We start from the raw sequence: 16,981 nt of genomic DNA on the forward strand, positions 1-16,981 counted from the left end.
CGAGCTATGTTCTTATTGACTATTTCAGTATATAGTAGGAATAACGACTGCAAAAACTTGTACAAAGAAAGACGGGGAAAAAATGAACATGATTGCTATGCCAACAATTCAAGAAACTATTTCCAAGATTTTCATGAATGAAAGTGAGACTATTGGACAGTATGAAGGTATGGATAAGTTTTTTGAAATAGAGACACAATTAATTTATGAAATTCACCATCTCGAAAAAGAGCGTGCAAAAGAAACCTTGAGGTCGCTTATTGATCTGATTGCTTTGCGCTCAGGGAAAGAAACGATTCGCCAAGTGCGGAATTACTATATAGTACTTTCGTCTGTAATGGCTCGCAAACTGTATGAAATGCGCGTACCTCCCAAAAAAGCTTTCGCTTTTAACGTGGCTTGCGTCGAGCTGGTGGAAAAGCATATGAATGATTCGGAGTTTTTGTATGTAGCAGATGAACTGATCGAGTTTTTTACTTCGGTTATTTCAGAACGCAAACAGCCTTCGTTCGGCCACCAGACGGTCAATAAAGTCGTGATGTTCATCAATGACGAAGTTGAACGGGATTTGTCGGTCGAAGACATCGCCAAGCATTTCAATATTTCAACCAGCCATCTGTCACGCATCTTCCGTGAACACGCAGGCATAACGCTCGTCGAGTACTTGAATGTCCGCCGCGTTGAAGAATCTCAGTATTACCTGCGCCATTCAGACAAAGGTATCTCTGACATCTCGAAGCAATTCCATTTTTGCAATCAAAGCTATTTCACCCGCATCTTTAAGAAATATACGACCGTCACGCCTAAGCAATTCCGTGACAGCCAGCATATTCCATACTTCCGCTATAACTTGCCGAACGCGAAATAAGGAGAATCAATTCTCCTTTTTTTTCTTGCCTCCAACCGTTGGTGTGACAGCTTGTACAGCCTTAATATTGTCACAGGGCGCAAGAAAGTGGCTGCTTTTTGACCCATCGATTGAATTTTTTCCGGCATATAGGTATACTTCTTTATAGTTGAAAAAGGTGAAGGTGACTAAATTGAAAAAGAAAATTACATTGCTGTCGTTATTGGCGGTATCCGTATTACTATTGAGCGGCTGTTCTGCAGTCGAGAACAAAGAAGGATTTTTCTATACGCTTTTCGTAGCTCCATTTGATTTTTCCTTGGATTACCTAGGGAATTTGTTCAATGGCAGCTATGGGTTGGCGATTGTCGCCATTACAGTCATCATCCGTTTGGTCTTGATGCCATTCATGCTGCGCACATACAAGCGCCAACAAGGCATGAAAGTCAAAATGGACAAGCTGCGCCCGGAAATGGAAGATATCCAAAAGCGGTTGAAAGAAACGAAAGATAAAGAAGAGCAGATGAAGATTCAGCAGGAAATGATGGGGCTTTATAAAAAGCATGACGTCAATCCGTTGAATATGGGCTGTCTGCCGGTCGTCATCCAGATGCCGATCGTTATGGGCCTTTACTTTGCAATCCTGTATTCGCCGGATGTGAAATCACATGAATTCCTTTGGTTTAACTTGGGGAGCCCGGATATCGCTATGACGTTGATAGCCGGAGCGGTCTATTTCTTCCAAGCGAAAGTTTCCATGTGGACAATGCCGGAACAGCAACAGAAGCAGATGAAGTTTTTCGTCTACTTATCACCGATCATGATCATGTTCGTTTCGTTTACATCGATGGCTGCATTGCCTGTTTACTGGGCAGTCGGAGGTATCCTGTTGATCGTACAAACATTCATCGGCCGGAAGTTCTATTCGGATCATCCAGAAATAGCGCTGGAATCTGTTGAAGAGAAAAAATAATAGAAGGAGCCGGCAAATTTTGCCGGCTTTCTTTTTTGGAGTTGAACCTATTGAATAGCAAGATTTTGCAGGGGCTATTGATTGCAGCATTGAGCATTGCCTCGCTCGTTTTTGTCGTAATGAGGAAATTGGATTTTGCTGTGTTGTTCATGACAGTGCTGTTCGTGTTGACGAACAGTTTCCGCTATCGGCAGATGAAAGCGAAGGGGATGGACCGTGAAGCGAAATGGATGCTCGGCATGTCCGTTATATTTGTAGTCCTGTTCTTCGTCGTTCTCGCGACCATTATTTTATAGTTTCCATAAAAACAGCACAGCCAAATGGCTGTGCTGTTTTCAGCTTGTTGAGAAAGGTAAATCCTTTTTCTGATGGAGCTGATATTCCGCAAAACAGCTACGCTTGCCGCGGGCGAGCGCCAAGCCTCCTCAGTCGCTTCGCTCCCTGCGGGGTCTCGGCTGTCTCGCTATCCCGCAGGCGTCTCCGCTGTTTTGCTCCATATCTGGAGAACGTGAAAGAAACTGCAGAAAGTATGTCTTTCATGTGCTTCAGTAAAAGAAATAACTCGTTATTCAGAAATATCTTTGAATGAAGCGGAAGGCGGCGACTCCAGCGGGCAAAGCCTGAGCTGAAGACCCCGCAGGAGCGCTAGCGACGAGGAGGCTGAAGCCAGGCCCGCGGAAAGCGTCCGCCTGAAGCGAAATGCATAACAAATATCCAAGTTTCTCGAAGGCCTAAAAACAGCACAGCCAAATGGCTGTGCTGTTTTTGAAATGCGGCTGCAAGAGATTAGACGGCAGCGGTATTTTTATGGGTGTATCTTTCTTTTTTGCGTTCTTCAAGCAAAACATCCAATTGGTGCATGAGATTCAAGATGTCTTTTTCGGAAATTCTTTTCAAAATACCCAGCTCCTTCAAGAGGTTTATACGCATTTATTCGTAAAAGCCTCCAAGGGTATGGGGGTAGCGGCTATTAATAATGGAATTTCTTTTTTGTCAGCAGGACGGCAATGATGGCCGGTGCTGAAAAACTCACCATGCCAAGGAACGCCAATCCAGGAGAGATTTCGTACAGGAAGCCGCCGATGATGGTCAGCAGCGCTACGCTCAAGCTCATCGCGACCGCAGCGTACATGCCTTGTGCTGCTGGAATATGGACGGGCTGCAGGTTTTTAAAGATGTAGCGGATGAAAGCGAAATGCGCGACGCCGAATGACATGGCGTGGAAAACCTGGGAAAGAACGAAAACCCAAACTGACGGAAACAGGAAGATTAAAACCCAGCGCACTGTCGATCCGATGGCAGCCAAGAGGAACATGGAAGAAACGCTCCAATTGCGGAACAATGTATCGGCTTTATTGAAAAAGATAATTTCAAAAATGATGGCGACGTTCAGCACGATGCCGATGTAAAAACTATTGACGCCGAGATCCTGCAAATAGATGAAGCCGTAATTATAATAGGCCGCATGGGCGCCCTGCAGCAAAGTTGAAATGCCGAGTATCGTCAAGAATGCTTTGGATTGAAGTAATTCCTTAACGGCTCCCTTGCTTGCGGCATGCTTAGGTTTGGGCTTGATCTGCAGGGGAACCGGTGAAGCGGCGGATTGCGTAATGGCCATGAAGGCTAGGCCGGAAAGCATCACCCAGAGAATAGCGCTTTCCTGCCACACGGCTGTCAAAGCGCCGACAATGAGCAAGGCAATCGTGTAGCCGAGCGAACCGAAAGAACGGCTTTTGCCGTAGTGGATGCGGTCGGTCTGCATCAGGACGGTCGCTCCGCTTTCCATTGCCGGCAGCAAGTTCGGGTACACGAAGCTGAAGGCGACCGTGATGATGAACAAAGCGGTGTATGAATTTGCCGGTATGTACAATGCCATGAGAATTGCTGAAGCGATCGCCAGCACTTGCATAAGGCGGCCGAGCGACAGCAGCCGTGTCATAATCGGAAAGAATAAGAGCGTTGATAAAGACCGGGCGATCATGCCGGCGCCCATGATGATGCTGGCTGCCGAGACGCTCATGTCTTTTTCGTTTGTCAGCCACCCCGTCCAATAGGGCAGGAATACGCCCCACGTAAAGAAGAAGGCGAAGAAGTTTAAAGAAAGCCATTTTTGATTGTTCATATTTTACCTCGTATCTATGGGAAGTCTATGATAAAGTATAACGAATGTTCACTTGTTTGAGGAGAATTTCGGCAGCAGGGATGGTAAAATAATAAAGAAGTTGAAAGAAAGAGGGAATCCGATGAAATCCCGTTATTCACATAACCAAGATAAAAAGAATACGTATATAAAATGGGGCGCCGGCGGCTTGCTTGCATTGCTGCTGCTTGCCGGAACTTGGCTGTACGCCAATGGATGGGACGTCGAACGGAGCTTTGCGGCGTTGAAAGGGCAGCAAGCCGAAGAAACGGAAGCCCCTGACGAAGAGGCGGACGTGCAAGAACCCGCTGCTGAAAAACCGGAAAAGCCTGTTGTTGAAAAACCTCAAGAGCAAGAGCCGCCGGTTGAAGAAGAACCACCGGCTGAAGAGCCTAAGGCAGAGGAACCTGCGGCGGAAACACCTGCGGCGGAAGAGCCTAAAGCGCAAGAGCCGCCCGCAGCAGAAGAACCGAAGGAAGAGCCGGCAGAGCAACAGCCAGCTGATGCCACGACTTACCAGGACGGGATTAAGCTCCCGGCAAAACCGACTTACATCAATAATATATTGCTGGCCAATAAACAGCACCCGCTGCCTCAGAATTACGCGCCTGGTGAAAGCAAGGAAGCCCGCGCTGCTTTTGAAGCGATGAAAAAAGATGCGCAGGCTGCTGGCATCAATTTAAACGCATTCAGTACTTACCGTGAATTCGCACGCCAGAAACAGCTTTATGAAGGATATGCTGCGAAAGATGGAGCGAAAGCGGCAGACCGCTACAGTGCACGCCCTGGATTTTCAGAGCATCAAACCGGCCTTGCGTTCGATATCGGGGAAGCCGGCCAGGAACAGCATTGGGCTTCTGCATCGTTCGGCGCGACAAAAGGCGGAAAATGGGTGAAAGCAAACGCCCATAAATATGGCTTCATCCTCCGCTATCCGGAAGGTGCGGAAAAAATTACCGGCTATATGCATGAGTCTTGGCATTTCCGTTATGTGGGCAATGCAGCGGCCAAAGAAATTTTCGCAAAAGGCATCACATTGGAAGAATATTTGGGTGTTCATTAACAACAATGAAAGACGCTTTCGGAGGGATATCCGAAAGCGTCTTTTTTGCTGTCATAAAATCGGTGCCAGCAAGCGGGCAATCGATTCTTTGGTTTTGATCATGCGAGCCCGCTCCAAGTAATGTTCGTAGGTCAGTTCAGTGGAAAGCTCCATATCCTGATGGAATAGGGCTGTAAGCTCGCGTGCAACCTTCTCGTCGTAGATGAAGGCGTTGACTTCAAAATTGAGCTTAAAGCTGCGGACGTCGATATTTGCAGTGCCGACGGTTGAAGCTTTGTCATCGATGACAATCATCTTCGTATGCAAAAAGCCGTTGTCGTAAACAAAGACGCGTGCACCGGCTTTCAGCAATTGGCCTGCATAGGAATAAGTCGCCCAGTAGACAAACGGGTGGTCGGGTTTGTTTGGAATCATGATGCGCACATCGATGCCGGACAATGTTGCGATCCGGATGGCGTCATAGAAGCTCGTATCCGGTATGAAATAAGGTGTCTGGATATAAATGCATTCTTTCGCGGAATTGATGAGCTTCAGGTAACCGTCCTTAATCTGCTCCCATTCTTCATCGGGGCCGCTGGAAACGATCTGCATCGTCGTCGTGCCTTTGGCTGGGATGGCAGGGAAGTACACTTCGTCGTATTCGATATCATGCCTAGTGGATGCTTGGTTCCAATCCAGGATGAAACGGGTCTGGAGCGGGTGCAGCGCGCTGCCTTCGATGCGCAGATGGGTATCCCGCCAATAACCGAATCGTCTGTGGAGCCCTAAATACTCATCGCCGACGTTAAAGCCGCCGATATAGCCGACGCGGCCATCGATTACGACGATTTTACGGTGATTGCGGTAATTCAGCCGCGGGTTGATGATCGGCCATTTGGAAGGAAAGAACGTTTCGACTTCGCCTCCTGCTTTTACAAAATCCTTGAAATGGCGTTTGCTAAGATTGCGTGAGCCCATGTCGTCATAAAGCAGGCGGACTTTGACGCCTTCTTTCACTTTTGCGGTCAGCGTATTCATGACGCGCGTCCCCAATTCATCTAAGCGGAAAATGTAATATTGGATGTGAATATGGTCTTTGGCGCTTTCGATATCCTTGATCAACGCATTGAATTTTTCACGGCCATCATTGAAAATGCGCACGTCATTGTCTTGCGTCAAAACGGCGCCGTTATTCCGTAAATGCAGATAAACCATGTCCTTGTAATCGTGGACAGCAGGGTCTTTAAAAACGAACGTTTCATCGTGCAGCGCATCCATTTGATGGCTGATCAATGACTCGATTCCGACGCGTGAACGGCCTTCCCATTTGAAAAGGGTCTTTTTACGTAGTTTTCTGCCCAGCAGAAGGTAGATGAAAAATCCGAAAATGGGAATGAAAAACAAGACCAGAATCCAGGCCCACGTCGATGTGGCATCGCGCCGTTCTAGAAAAACAAGGGCAGCAGCCAGAAAGACGTTAATGATGAAAATTGCTGCAGTCAAAATACCGATGATGGATACTGTCATGATTTCCCTCCGATAACCGTAAATTGTCTCTATATAACTTAGTATAGACTATTCGTATGAATTGATAAAAAAATTTATGATATTATGTAAGTTGTTTTTCCTATTTTTAAATAAAATAAACGCTGGTCGTTTCGCAGAAGGAATTGCATATAAAAAACGCATTCAAAAAAGATTGAATGCGTTTGTGGTGTTAGTTTATTTGCTCTTCTTGTTTCAACTGATCGACAATGTTTTCGACTTCTTGGCGCGACATTTTTTCTTTGCCAGACTTCAATGCTTTTAATGTGCTGTGGGCCAATGCCAGCGGAACCTTGCAGAACATCAGGATGCGCTTGTTTTTGATCGGTTTGACGTAAAGGTCCGCCTGTGCCAAGTTCTCGTTGGCATAATGGTACATATCATCACGCGTCCAGCCTTTAGGGACGAACGATACGCCGCGCTCCAAATCTTCATCGAAATTGCGGAGCATGTTGACAGCCTGCAAACCGCGGCCGAATCCGATGGCGAGTTCCGGGTCAGTGTCGGTATTATCGTACCACTTCCATAAATCGGAAAGCATTGTTCCGACGAGGCCGGCTACATAATATGTGTAATCATCCAAATCCTCTTTTGTTTCGATAACCCATTTCTTTTCAACCCATTTTGCCATACCTGCAGACATCACCGCTGTTGAATCCTTAACTTTTTCGACGATTTCCGGCGGACAAACACTGATCCAGTCAGCAAGCCTTTGGGAAACCGGCGGCAAAAGGTGAAGGTAAGGGGAGATTAAAGCTTGATAGGCATCCCTGTCGAACGTGGTTTTAAGCATCTTGCTGATTTCAAGAAGCAATTTTTGCTTTGCCCCGTCCTCGAGTTCGGGATGGTCTTCAATTTCATCGATTGCCCGCATACATAAGTACGCCGAAGCGACCGCTTTTTTTAAAGTGGGTTCTAAAAAATTGATTGGGATGAAAAAAGTCCGGCTCGTTTCTTTCAGCATGACCATGGACTCTTTTTGTAAATTCGCGGTTTTACTCATCTCAATTTCCTCCTGTTCATGGCAGAATCAAGGCGTGATATGTAAGGGATTCCGAAAGATTAACCGGTAAAACACGAAACTGCCTTTCTACTAAATATAAACGAATTATATAAAAAAACAAATAAATACTCGAAAAGGCGAAAATGGCGTGGATAAAAATAACCTTCCGAAGCCAGTTCCGGCCAAGGAAGGTTATTCGCCATGAAAATGCATCCAAGCTTCATGGATGCCGCCCGCACAATGCCGGGTGGCGCGAAAAATCTGGGGATGTTCCGGACTTTCAAGAAGTTCCGGCTGTGCATTGCCGACAATGACAGAAGGGAAGCCGAGTGTCAGCATCTCCAAATCATTGCCTGAATCACCGGCTACCAAAAGCTTGGCGTCTTCAATGCGGTATTTCTTTAATATGAATTGGAGCGCTTGCCCCTTGCCGCTCTTAGGTGGCAATACATCGACATCGCGGCCGCCGCTGAAAATCAGCTTGTGCGGAACGCTGGAACTTTGCAGTTTGTTTTTTAATTCTTCGACCGGCTGAGGGTCCTCGACAAAATACGAGCGCCGGTTTTCAAGCGGCAGCGGTTGTTTTGTCAGGCCGTGTATCGAGTCGGCGATTTCTTCTATTTTTTCAGGCATCCAATTATCGTGCATCAGATCTGCCCATTCGAGGTCTTTTGTAAAGCTGTTCCCGCTGAAGATACTGGTTCCGACATCGGTCACCAAAAGGTCGGGAATTGGCAAATTTTCCTGCCGGATCAGTGACAGCGCGGAATCGTAATAGCGCCCTGTAATATAAATCAATGTTACATCGTACGTTTGCTGCTGATAGAAATCCAACAGCTGCTGAAGCCCCTGTGGGTCACCAACTAATGTCCCGTCCAGGTCTGTCGCTAATATATGCTTTTTTGCGGTCACTGATGATCACCTCATACATGGAATTGACGCGATCGGAAATGGAATCCCAATCGAAATCTTTTTTCGCGATGCGTACCGCTTGGCGGCTTAAGCGTTCTGTCAAAAGAATATTGATGGACAGCACTTCCATAGCGATGGCCAAGTCGATTTCGTTTTTGGTCTCGACGAGCAGTCCGGTGATGCCGTCCTGTACGACGTTTTTCAATCCGCCTACATCAGAGGCGATGACCGGGCTTCCGCATGCCTGCGCTTCCGCAGCGACCATACCGAACGATTCATAATAACTCGGGACGATGGTAGCTGTGGCGATATTGAACAGCATTGCTAGTTCGTCTTGTGATTGAGGCCCAAGGAACTCGACGTATTCTTCGATTCCTGCCAATGAATTGCGCAAGTCATCGTCCAACGGCAACTTAGTCACTGGGTCAATGGCATCTTCCTCACCGCCGGCAATAAGCAGGCGCGGAGTGGACTCCGATTCGGTCTTTTTCACAAGCAGCTGGAAAGCTTTCAATAATGTGAAAATGCCTTTTGTTTCTTCCAAACGTCCGGCGAAGACAAAGAGGGGCGTCTCATAGCCGGCGCTCTTTCTGAGATGTGTACGGATTCCACGCACTTTAAATGCTTGGTCAACCCCGATGGGGATAACTTTGATGGGAGAATGGGAGACGATTTTATCTTGGATAAGTTGTTTTTCGTTATTCGTCGTTGCAATAACTTGATCTGCAGCTTTCAAGATCGCCCGTTCAGCTTTGATGCGGCGAGCGTCTTTGATGCCTGTCGCTTTCGCTTTTGCCCAGCCTAGGGAATGTGATGTATGGACGAACGGCAGGTTGAATTCTTCTTTGAGTTTTTTGCCGATCAATCCCGACAGCCAGTAATGGGTGTGGATCATATCATAACTTTCAAGTGCTAATATATTTTTCATATCTTTATAAAAGTCAGGGAGCATCGTATACATTTCGTATTTTGAAACAAAGCCTTTGTGGCCAGCTTCTACACGGATGACCCGGCATGCTGTGCCGAATTTTTCAATTTGAGGGGCTGCTGCGTCGCACCAATGAGTTACAACATCTACTTGCCAGCCTTTCTCGTCAAGTGCCAATGCCAATTGTTTAACGTAATTGTTTTGGCCGCCAGCTTGTTTGCCGCCAAGTTTGGCAAGTGGATCGCCATGGTCGGAAATAAATAGCGCCTTTCTGCTCATAGAATTCATCTCCATTCCAAAAAAACTCAGTTTCGCGTAAAAACGGAGACTGGGTTACTATTATTCCCTTTACTTCGCCACGCTAAACATATTTCCGCAAAAAGTTTTCGGAAATAATCGTTTTTTAAGAAAATGCCGGAAAATCTTTTTCGCAAAGGACTTTCCGGCAGCCTGTCATTGTGTGTTTTGATTTACATATTTGCCGTATTTGGGGACCGCTTGTTCCTGGAAATTATTTGTGAGGTCCACAAGCCCTTTTGCAAGCAAAGAGCCATGCATCGGCTTGCCGTGGCCTGTGCCTGCCGTGTGGGGACGCAAGTCGGCAAGCTTCGTTACAGACTCCCAGGCAGCGCGCCAATCAGTCGTCAAATAGACAGGGGGGCCGTGGACTTCTTTTTTCTGCGTCATCACTTTATAAAGCGAATCCTGTTTAACTGTCGTGAACGCGTCACCCGCTAACAGCACCCGTCCATTTTCCCGGAACAGCGATACATGCCCTTCAGAATGGCCCGGCGTATGAAGCCATTTCCAGCCTGGCATTTCCGGCACTGTGCCATCCGCTGGCAACTCTTTCAGATGGGCTGAAATGTCGATGGCTTTGTTCGGGAATTCCCAGGACATCTTCGCAACGATCCCTCCTTCTACAGTAGTATCCGGCTCCGGATAATCCGTAGCACCTTTTAAATAGGAGAATTCAAGCGGATGCGCATAAACGGGTACTTTGTATTTCTCCAGGATATCGATCAATCCGCCAACGTGGTCGAAATGGCCGTGGGTCAAGATGATCGCCTTCAGTTTATGGTCGGGACCGAAACGTTTTTCCGCTTCTTTCAACAGCCGCCAAGACGTGCCTGGCATGCCGGCATCCACGAGCACCCATTCATTGCTGAGGGCAGGATTGCCGATAAAGAATACGTTGGCGACTTGGATTGTGTAACAGTAGACATCAGGCGTCAATTCAACACCGGATCCGCTTTTAAATGAAGTCACCGGCAAGATTTTCTCGGTTGATGCACTTCTTTCCATTGTTTATTCCTCCTTCGGATTTTACAGGGTTTTCTATAGCTTGTTTTACCCTGAATACGTACAATCAAATCCGAAACGCTGAAAATTCAACTTGGGGCGTTTGAGTATGAAGGAGTTCTCCAGTAAACTGAAGGCAAAAGACTATAAAGGAATAGGTGTATACATGCAATCAGTCATCATTATCGGATCAGGTATTTTAGGGGCTTCCGCAGCTTATTATGCAGCGAAGTCGGGAGCGGCAGTCACGTTGATCGACCGCGGCGATGCCGGGCAGGCGACTAGCGCTGCAGCAGGCATCGTCTGCCCCTGGATTTCACAGCGCCGCAATCAGGCGTGGTACGGCCTCGCCAAAGGCGGTGCCGCGTATTATCCGGAGCTGATCGGGGAACTGGAAGAGCTCGGGGAAACGGAGACGGGCTATAAGCAGGTGGGCATCGTCAGCATTCATGAAGACAGCAAGCTCGACAAGATGGAAGCAAAAGCGTTGGAGCGTCTGGAAGATGCGCCGGAAATGGGTGAAGTGAAGAGGCTTTCGGCCGAGGAAACGCGTGAATTGTTTCCGTTTGCGACAGAACGCTATGGCTCGCTATATGTCAGCGGCGCAGCGCGCGTCGATGGCCGCTCGATCGGAGAAGCGCTGGTTCGCGCAGCGGTGAAACTCGGAGCCACAAAGATTACAGGCAATGCCTCATTGATTCTTGCCGGAGACAAGGTGGAAGGTGTAAGGACGGAAGCGGGAGCATTCTATGCGGACAGCATTGTCTCCGCGGGAGGCGCATGGGCTTCGGAATTATTCGAGCCGCTTGGCTTGGCGCTGGACGTCGTGCCGCAGAAAGCGCAGATTCTGCAGTTGCAAAGCAGCGGGCAAGACACGGGAGCGTGGCCGGTGGCGATGGTGCCGTTCGGACAATACATCGTGCCGTTCGAAGATGGCCGGATTGTGGCGGGGGCAACCCATGAAAATGGCGTAGGCTTTGATTCGAAGCTTACTGCAGGCGGCATCCACCACATTTTGGATAAAACACTCGATGCCGCTCCGGGGCTCGCAGCTTGTGAACTGGCTGGCGCAGCAACCGGGTTCCGTCCAGCAACGACGAGTGCGTTGCCATTTATCGGCCAAGTGCCGGGGCATCCGAATTTATACGCTGCGAATGGCCTTGGTGCGTCCGGGCTTACAGCAGGGCCTTTCCTGGGACGGGAATTGGCTAAACTGGCGCTTGGCATTCCGCTTGATATCGACTTGGCGCTTTACAATATTGAAGAAGTTTTTCACCGGCAATAAAACAGCACATCTAGAAAAGAGCCTTCGCGGACCGCGAAGGCTCTTTTCTATTGAACAATTTTCTTATAAACGCCAAGGATGAACGTCTTGTAAGGCAGGTCCGGCATTGGATCAATCAGTTCTTTGGCAATACTGGCGTGCTCGATGGCCAGATCGTGCTTGCCTTGCTGTTCGTAAATCAACGCCAGATAAGCGTCTTTTTCATAGTTCATCGATAAATCATAAGGGTGGTGCAGGAATTCGGATATGGTGTGGCGCATTAACCATCCGAGTGCTTCGTCAAAACGGCCCATACCGAAGAGCGCTTTTCCTTTTTCAAGATAAAACTGCGACCATTCTTCATCTTGTTCTTCGAATTGGCGTTTGTCGATAATGGCAATCGCTTTTTCATAATCTTGGACAAAGGAATTGTAATAATGTGCTTCAATCAAATCTGCCGCTTCTTCGTTATTTTTGTCTTCTGAGAACTCCGAGAACAGGCGGAGCTTGTGGATATTGAACTTCATACCTTTAATATCTGAGCTTAAAATCGCTTGAAAGCTTAATGCCCGGTAAAAATCGGCGGTACGGTAATAGATTTGGTGCTGTTTCGAATAATCGAGCGCTTCAGCCATCAAACGCAAGGCGTTTTCCCGTTCGCCGATGGCCATGTATAAAATTGCCTCCAAATAATCAAAATCGAGTTTCTTCAATGAATCAAGCACGGCATCGCGTTTTTCGAACGCTTTGCGCGAAGCTTGGAGCATATGCAATGATTCCGTGTAATCGTGTTGCTGGAATTTGGTCATGGCCCGGAACATATGGACATCAGCGCTATTGTTCATGAGATGGAGACCCTCATACATTTCTTCTGCTTGTTCCAAACTTTTTTGCCACGTGGGGACTTTTGCGTAATAAAGGCAGCGGCTGTAAATTTCAAGAAGCCTGGCAGACTCATAGCGAAAAGGCAGTTTATCCGCATAAGGCTCAATCTTCTCAATGATCGGTTGGATGTTTTTCGGGTCGTATCCTTCCTTCTTATTCAGTTTTTCCACTTCTTGCAGCAATTCACGCAATTCCGCTGTCGGAACTTGAGCAAGCAATTCATTGCGGTCGACGCCTAATTGCCCGGCGATATAAGACAAACTTTCCATTGAAGGGTTTGCTTTATTGTTTTCAATTAAACTGAGCATGCCTTTGGTCATTGCGTTGCCCGCCAATGCCTGCAGCGTCAGCCCTTTTGCTTTTCGCAAACTGCGGATGCGTTCTCCGAGAGTTTCCACTTGATCACCTCTTTTGTAATAGTTTAAATATATTAAACTTTTGCTTGTAATGCCAGTGAAAGCATGATATATTTTGTTTAATTAAATTAAACAAAAGGCAAGGAGATGAAAAAATGACTCAATCAGCAGCCATCCGCAAAGCGACTTACCACCTTTATACCTTTACGATCAGCAAGCTTATTTCAACGTTCGGCAGCAGTGTCTATACGTTCGGCATCAGTTTATACGTGTTGGCATTAACAGGGTCCGCCGCCAATTTCGCTATCAATTTGATTTTCAGCATTTTGCCAAGGACGGTATTGGCACCTTTTGCAGGCTATGCTGCCGATAAATATTCCAAGAAGACGATTGTGATTGTCTCCCAGTTGGCCAGTGCACTGGCTGTAGGGGCGCTGCTTCTTTATAGCGCGTCCGTTGGGCTGTCGCTGCCGGCAATTTACACAACAACTGCGCTGTTATCCGTCAGCTCGATGTTCGCAAGCGTGACGTTCTCCGCTTCGATTGCCAATTTGATTGATCCGGAGCGCATCCAAAAAGCCATTGGCTTCAACCAGTCAGCGCTGTCGATTGCGGCGATTGGAGGGCCTGTCGTTGGCGGCATGCTTTTCGGTTTCGTTTCGATGAACGTCTTCCTGCTTATCCAGATTGCTGGCTACTTGCTTGCGCTGCTGCTCGAAGCGACGATGGACTTTAAATTATTCAGCGCCAAAGTTGAAGCTGCGGCAGATGACAAGAAATCCATGATGCAAAGCATGAAAGAAGGCGTGGCATACTTGAAAACGAATCGTGTCATCATGGTAATCGTCAGTACGGCCATCGGATTGAATTTCTTCTTTTCCGCGCTGATGATCGGATTGCCGTTTATCGCCGTCCAGCAAATGAAAGTAGAGGCGGTGCATTTCGGGTTCATCGAGGCCATGGTCGCGGTAGGGATGCTGCTGGCTTCCATCTATTTCTCACTGCGCAAAGAAGTGAAGTACCCGCTGCTGTTTTCCAAAAGAGCTTTGTTTGCCATGTCAATCATTCTAGCGGGCCTCGCGCTGCCACTGATGCTGGATATGTCGTATAGAGCGAACGTGCTGTACTTCATCGTCCTGATGTTCGCGTTCGGCATTTCCAATGTCTTTGTCAACACACCCATCGGCGTTATGATGCAAAAAGATGTCGAAGAAGAGTACCGCGGCCGTGTCTTCGGCATTCTCGAATCAATGGCGATGGCCATGATGCCGCTCGGTTATCTCTTGTTCGGGCTTCTGTATGACAGCGTCCCGGCCGAATACGTCGTCCTTGGCAGCAGCCTTTGCCTGATCGGGCTAGTCGCCTATATGATTCGGCCGAACATCATCCGGGAAGCATATCCGGAACTCGCCGCCGTATTGCAGAAAAAGCCGGTCCATTAAAGTCAGTCCAATCCGAAAATCCCTTCCATTGCCGCTGCTGGCAGTTTGGAAGGGATTTTCGTTTTCGTATGTTTAAATTGGCAGTTACAGGGAAAAAATCCAAAGACATAAAAAATCGGAAGGGTGAATCGGACAATGGAAAAAGACAAGATCAAGAACTTACCGCCTCAGCAGCAGGAACGCCAGCCTGGATTTGAAAGCGAGATGGAGCCACGCCCGGATTTCAAAGGGAACCTGGCAGGGAAAGCGCATCGGCTGCCTGAAAAGACAGCATTGATTACCGGCGGAGACAGTGGAATCGGCCGTGCAGTTTCCGTAGCGTTCGCGAAAGAAGGGGCGGACGTTGCGATTATGTATCTCGATGAACACGAAGATGCGGAGGAGACGAAAAAGCTGGTCGAACAAGAAGGGCGGCGCTGCATCCTCATCGCTGGCGACATCGGCGATGAAGCATTCTGCCAGGAAGCTGTCGGCAAAGTGATGGACGAATTCGGGAAATTGGATATCCTTGTCAACAATGCTGCGGAGCAGCATGTACAGGATTCTTTGAAAGACATTTCGGCCGAGCAGCTGGAGCGGACATTCCGGACGAACGTTTTCGGGATGTTCCATTTGACGAAAGCCGCGCTCGAGCATTTAAAGCCGGGAAGCTCAATCATCAATACCACGTCAATTACAGCGTTCCAGGGCATGCCGGAACTGATTGACTACTCTTCCACAAAAGGGGCGATCCTGTCATTCACGCGTGCATTATCAGGATCCCTTGCGAAAGAGGGCATCCGGGTAAATGGCGTCGCGCCGGGGCCGATCTGGACCCCGCTGATTCCAGCTTCGTTTGCTGCGGAAGAGGTTGAGAAATTCGGCCAAAGCACACCGCTTGGCCGTCCGGGACAGCCGGATGAACTCGCGCCGGGATACGTGTATTTAGCATCGGACGATTCGTCTTATGTAACCGGGCAAGTGTTGCACATCAATGGCGGAACGCCGTATTAACAGCATCGTGAAAAACTGAATCCACATAAAAAGAGGAACGGAAAAATCGATGATTTTTCCGTCCCTCTTTATTTATGTCGAATTTAGCCGTTTTCCACGGTCCGTAAAGAATTGGCGGATTTTCTGAAGAGCACAACCAGGATGATGGCAAGCAACGCCAGCGATCCGGATAAATAATAAACAGCGCCGGACTGTATCGTCAGCATCCACGTGAAGAACAAGGGCCCGATGATGCGCCCCATATTATCCATCGAATACGCAACCCCTGCCGCAGTGCCGTATTTGCCGCCTGATTCCTTGGAAGTCAGCGATACGATCGCTGTCCGGGCTAAGGCATTGCCGGCAGTGAAAATGCTCAACGCGATTCCGGCGAATACCAGGCTCGTCGTGAACGGCAAAAGGAAAAGGCCGGCAGCCGTTACAATCTGGGCCCCGATGATCCACTGCGTTTCTTTGCCGTCTTTAATACGGCGCACAACGCCTCCTTGGATGGCGGCGTCCACCAAGCCGCTGGCGATGAACAAATAGCCGAGCTGCAGCGGTGTGATCTGGATTTGGTCGATTTGGAACAGCTGGAACGTCGACTCGAGGCCTGCCAGCAAAAAAGTCACTAAGAACGAAAACAGGAACAAATAGCGAATTCGGTATTGCCAAAGGACGCTTGCTCCTTTCGGCAGCAATTTCCGCTTGACGGCTTCGCCTTGGCGCACAGGTTCTTTTAAAACGAGCGACGCATAGGCCATCAGCAAAAGCACCAGCACAGCGGAAGCTGTAAATGGCAGCGACAAGGAAATCGAGCCGAGCAAGCCGCCGATGGCCGGACCGAAGATAAATCCGAGGCCAATGGACATGCCGAGCAGCCCCATGTATTTATTGCGGTCTTCATCGCTTGTGATATCAGCTACATAGCCGGTCACTGCCGTATAAAGCGCTCCGGAGAAAAGCCCGCCGATGATGCGTGAAAGGTACAGCAGCGCCAGGTTGTCGAGGAAGAGCGAGAACAGGAAAAAGCTCAGGCTGAAACCGGCCAGCCCGATTAAAATGAGCCGTTTGCGCCCTGTATTGTCGGATAGCCTGCCCCATAAAGGAGCGGTGAAAAAGGAGGCAAGTGCATAAATGGTGATCAAGCCGCCGACATGGATTTCGCCATATCCTTGCTGCACGATCACTTCCGGAAGGATCGGGATAATGATACCGAAACCCAAATACACAAAAAACTGGACCGACATCAACAATAAAATCGTTTTTTTCATATGTATACTTCCTGCTTTCTGAAAAGGCTGTGCCTTCATTTTACCTTTGTTTCAGGAGAACGACAAATAAAGATCGGACAGGGCGGCCCATGCAAA

Annotated in this window: 15 protein-coding genes; 7 read left to right on the plus strand and 8 right to left on the minus strand. The window is 48.2% G+C overall.

What is annotated here, in order from left to right; translation table 11 throughout:
* Positions 1-82 precede the first annotated feature (82 nt).
* From QMA09_RS14420 to QMA09_RS14430, 3 genes are all read left to right on the plus strand, one after another.
* Complete coding sequence (locus QMA09_RS14420) at positions 83-868, plus strand: helix-turn-helix domain-containing protein (RefSeq protein WP_135504944.1); 786 nt, start codon at positions 83-85, stop codon at positions 866-868.
* Between the two features lie 172 nt (positions 869-1,040).
* Complete coding sequence (yidC, locus tag QMA09_RS14425; protein WP_135504946.1) at positions 1,041-1,820, plus strand: membrane protein insertase YidC; 780 nt, start codon at positions 1,041-1,043, stop codon at positions 1,818-1,820.
* 50 nt (positions 1,821-1,870) lie between these two features.
* A complete protein-coding gene (locus QMA09_RS14430; RefSeq protein ID WP_290213600.1) occupies positions 1,871-2,116 on the plus strand; it encodes a hypothetical protein in 246 nt (81 codons plus the stop codon).
* A gap of 674 nt (positions 2,117-2,790) precedes the next feature.
* Here the strand turns inward: QMA09_RS14430 and QMA09_RS14435 are convergent.
* Positions 2,791-3,942, minus strand: coding sequence for a 3-phenylpropionate MFS transporter (locus QMA09_RS14435; RefSeq protein WP_290213601.1), 1,152 nt, complete (start codon positions 3,940-3,942; stop codon positions 2,791-2,793).
* Between the two features lie 121 nt (positions 3,943-4,063).
* Here QMA09_RS14435 and QMA09_RS14440 point away from each other — a divergent pair, with 121 nt between their 5' ends.
* Positions 4,064-5,023: a M15 family metallopeptidase gene (locus QMA09_RS14440; RefSeq protein ID WP_290213602.1), complete on the plus strand. Its 960-nt coding sequence runs from the start codon at positions 4,064-4,066 to the stop codon at positions 5,021-5,023.
* Positions 5,024-5,074: 51 nt separating this feature from the next.
* Here the strand turns inward: QMA09_RS14440 and cls are convergent, their stop codons facing one another.
* The 5 genes from cls to QMA09_RS14465 form a co-directional block, all read right to left on the minus strand.
* Positions 5,075-6,529, minus strand: coding sequence for a cardiolipin synthase (cls, locus tag QMA09_RS14445; RefSeq protein ID WP_135504954.1), 1,455 nt, complete (start codon positions 6,527-6,529; stop codon positions 5,075-5,077).
* 190 nt (positions 6,530-6,719) lie between these two features.
* Positions 6,720-7,550, minus strand: coding sequence for a squalene/phytoene synthase family protein (locus QMA09_RS14450; protein WP_135504956.1), 831 nt, complete (start codon positions 7,548-7,550; stop codon positions 6,720-6,722).
* Between the two features lie 192 nt (positions 7,551-7,742).
* Complete coding sequence (locus QMA09_RS14455) at positions 7,743-8,462, minus strand: HAD-IIB family hydrolase (RefSeq protein WP_290213603.1); 720 nt, start codon at positions 8,460-8,462, stop codon at positions 7,743-7,745.
* Positions 8,407-9,669, minus strand: coding sequence for a glycosyltransferase (locus QMA09_RS14460; RefSeq protein ID WP_290213604.1), 1,263 nt, complete (start codon positions 9,667-9,669; stop codon positions 8,407-8,409). Before QMA09_RS14460 ends, QMA09_RS14455 begins: the two co-directional genes overlap by 56 nt.
* A gap of 174 nt (positions 9,670-9,843) precedes the next feature.
* The gene (locus tag QMA09_RS14465; protein WP_135504960.1) at positions 9,844-10,695 is read right to left on the minus strand and encodes an MBL fold metallo-hydrolase; all 852 of its coding nucleotides are present in this window, start codon (positions 10,693-10,695) and stop codon (positions 9,844-9,846) included.
* A 163-nt stretch (positions 10,696-10,858) separates the two neighbouring features.
* Here QMA09_RS14465 and QMA09_RS14470 point away from each other — a divergent pair, with 163 nt between their 5' ends.
* A complete protein-coding gene (locus QMA09_RS14470; RefSeq protein WP_290213605.1) occupies positions 10,859-11,977 on the plus strand; it encodes an NAD(P)/FAD-dependent oxidoreductase in 1,119 nt (372 codons plus the stop codon).
* 47 nt (positions 11,978-12,024) lie between these two features.
* On the opposite strand, the gene QMA09_RS14475 is transcribed toward QMA09_RS14470, so the two are convergent.
* Positions 12,025-13,239: a helix-turn-helix domain-containing protein gene (locus QMA09_RS14475; protein ID WP_290213606.1), complete on the minus strand. Its 1,215-nt coding sequence runs from the start codon at positions 13,237-13,239 to the stop codon at positions 12,025-12,027.
* 113 nt (positions 13,240-13,352) lie between these two features.
* On the opposite strand from QMA09_RS14475, the gene QMA09_RS14480 reads away from it, so the two are divergent.
* The gene (locus QMA09_RS14480; protein ID WP_290213607.1) at positions 13,353-14,639 is read left to right on the plus strand and encodes an MFS transporter; all 1,287 of its coding nucleotides are present in this window, start codon (positions 13,353-13,355) and stop codon (positions 14,637-14,639) included.
* A 135-nt stretch (positions 14,640-14,774) separates the two neighbouring features.
* The gene (locus tag QMA09_RS14485) at positions 14,775-15,632 is read left to right on the plus strand and encodes an SDR family oxidoreductase (protein ID WP_290213608.1); all 858 of its coding nucleotides are present in this window, start codon (positions 14,775-14,777) and stop codon (positions 15,630-15,632) included.
* A gap of 83 nt (positions 15,633-15,715) precedes the next feature.
* Here QMA09_RS14485 and QMA09_RS14490 read toward each other — a convergent pair whose 3' ends face one another.
* On the minus strand, positions 15,716-16,885 hold the full coding sequence (locus QMA09_RS14490; RefSeq protein WP_135504969.1) for an MFS transporter: 1,170 nt from the start codon (positions 16,883-16,885) through the stop codon (positions 15,716-15,718).
* Between the last annotated feature and the right edge of the window lie 96 nt (positions 16,886-16,981).

Source organism: Planococcus sp. APC 3906 (genome assembly GCF_030407685.1).
Taxonomy (GTDB): Bacteria; Bacillota; Bacilli; order Bacillales_A; family Planococcaceae; genus Planococcus; species Planococcus koreensis.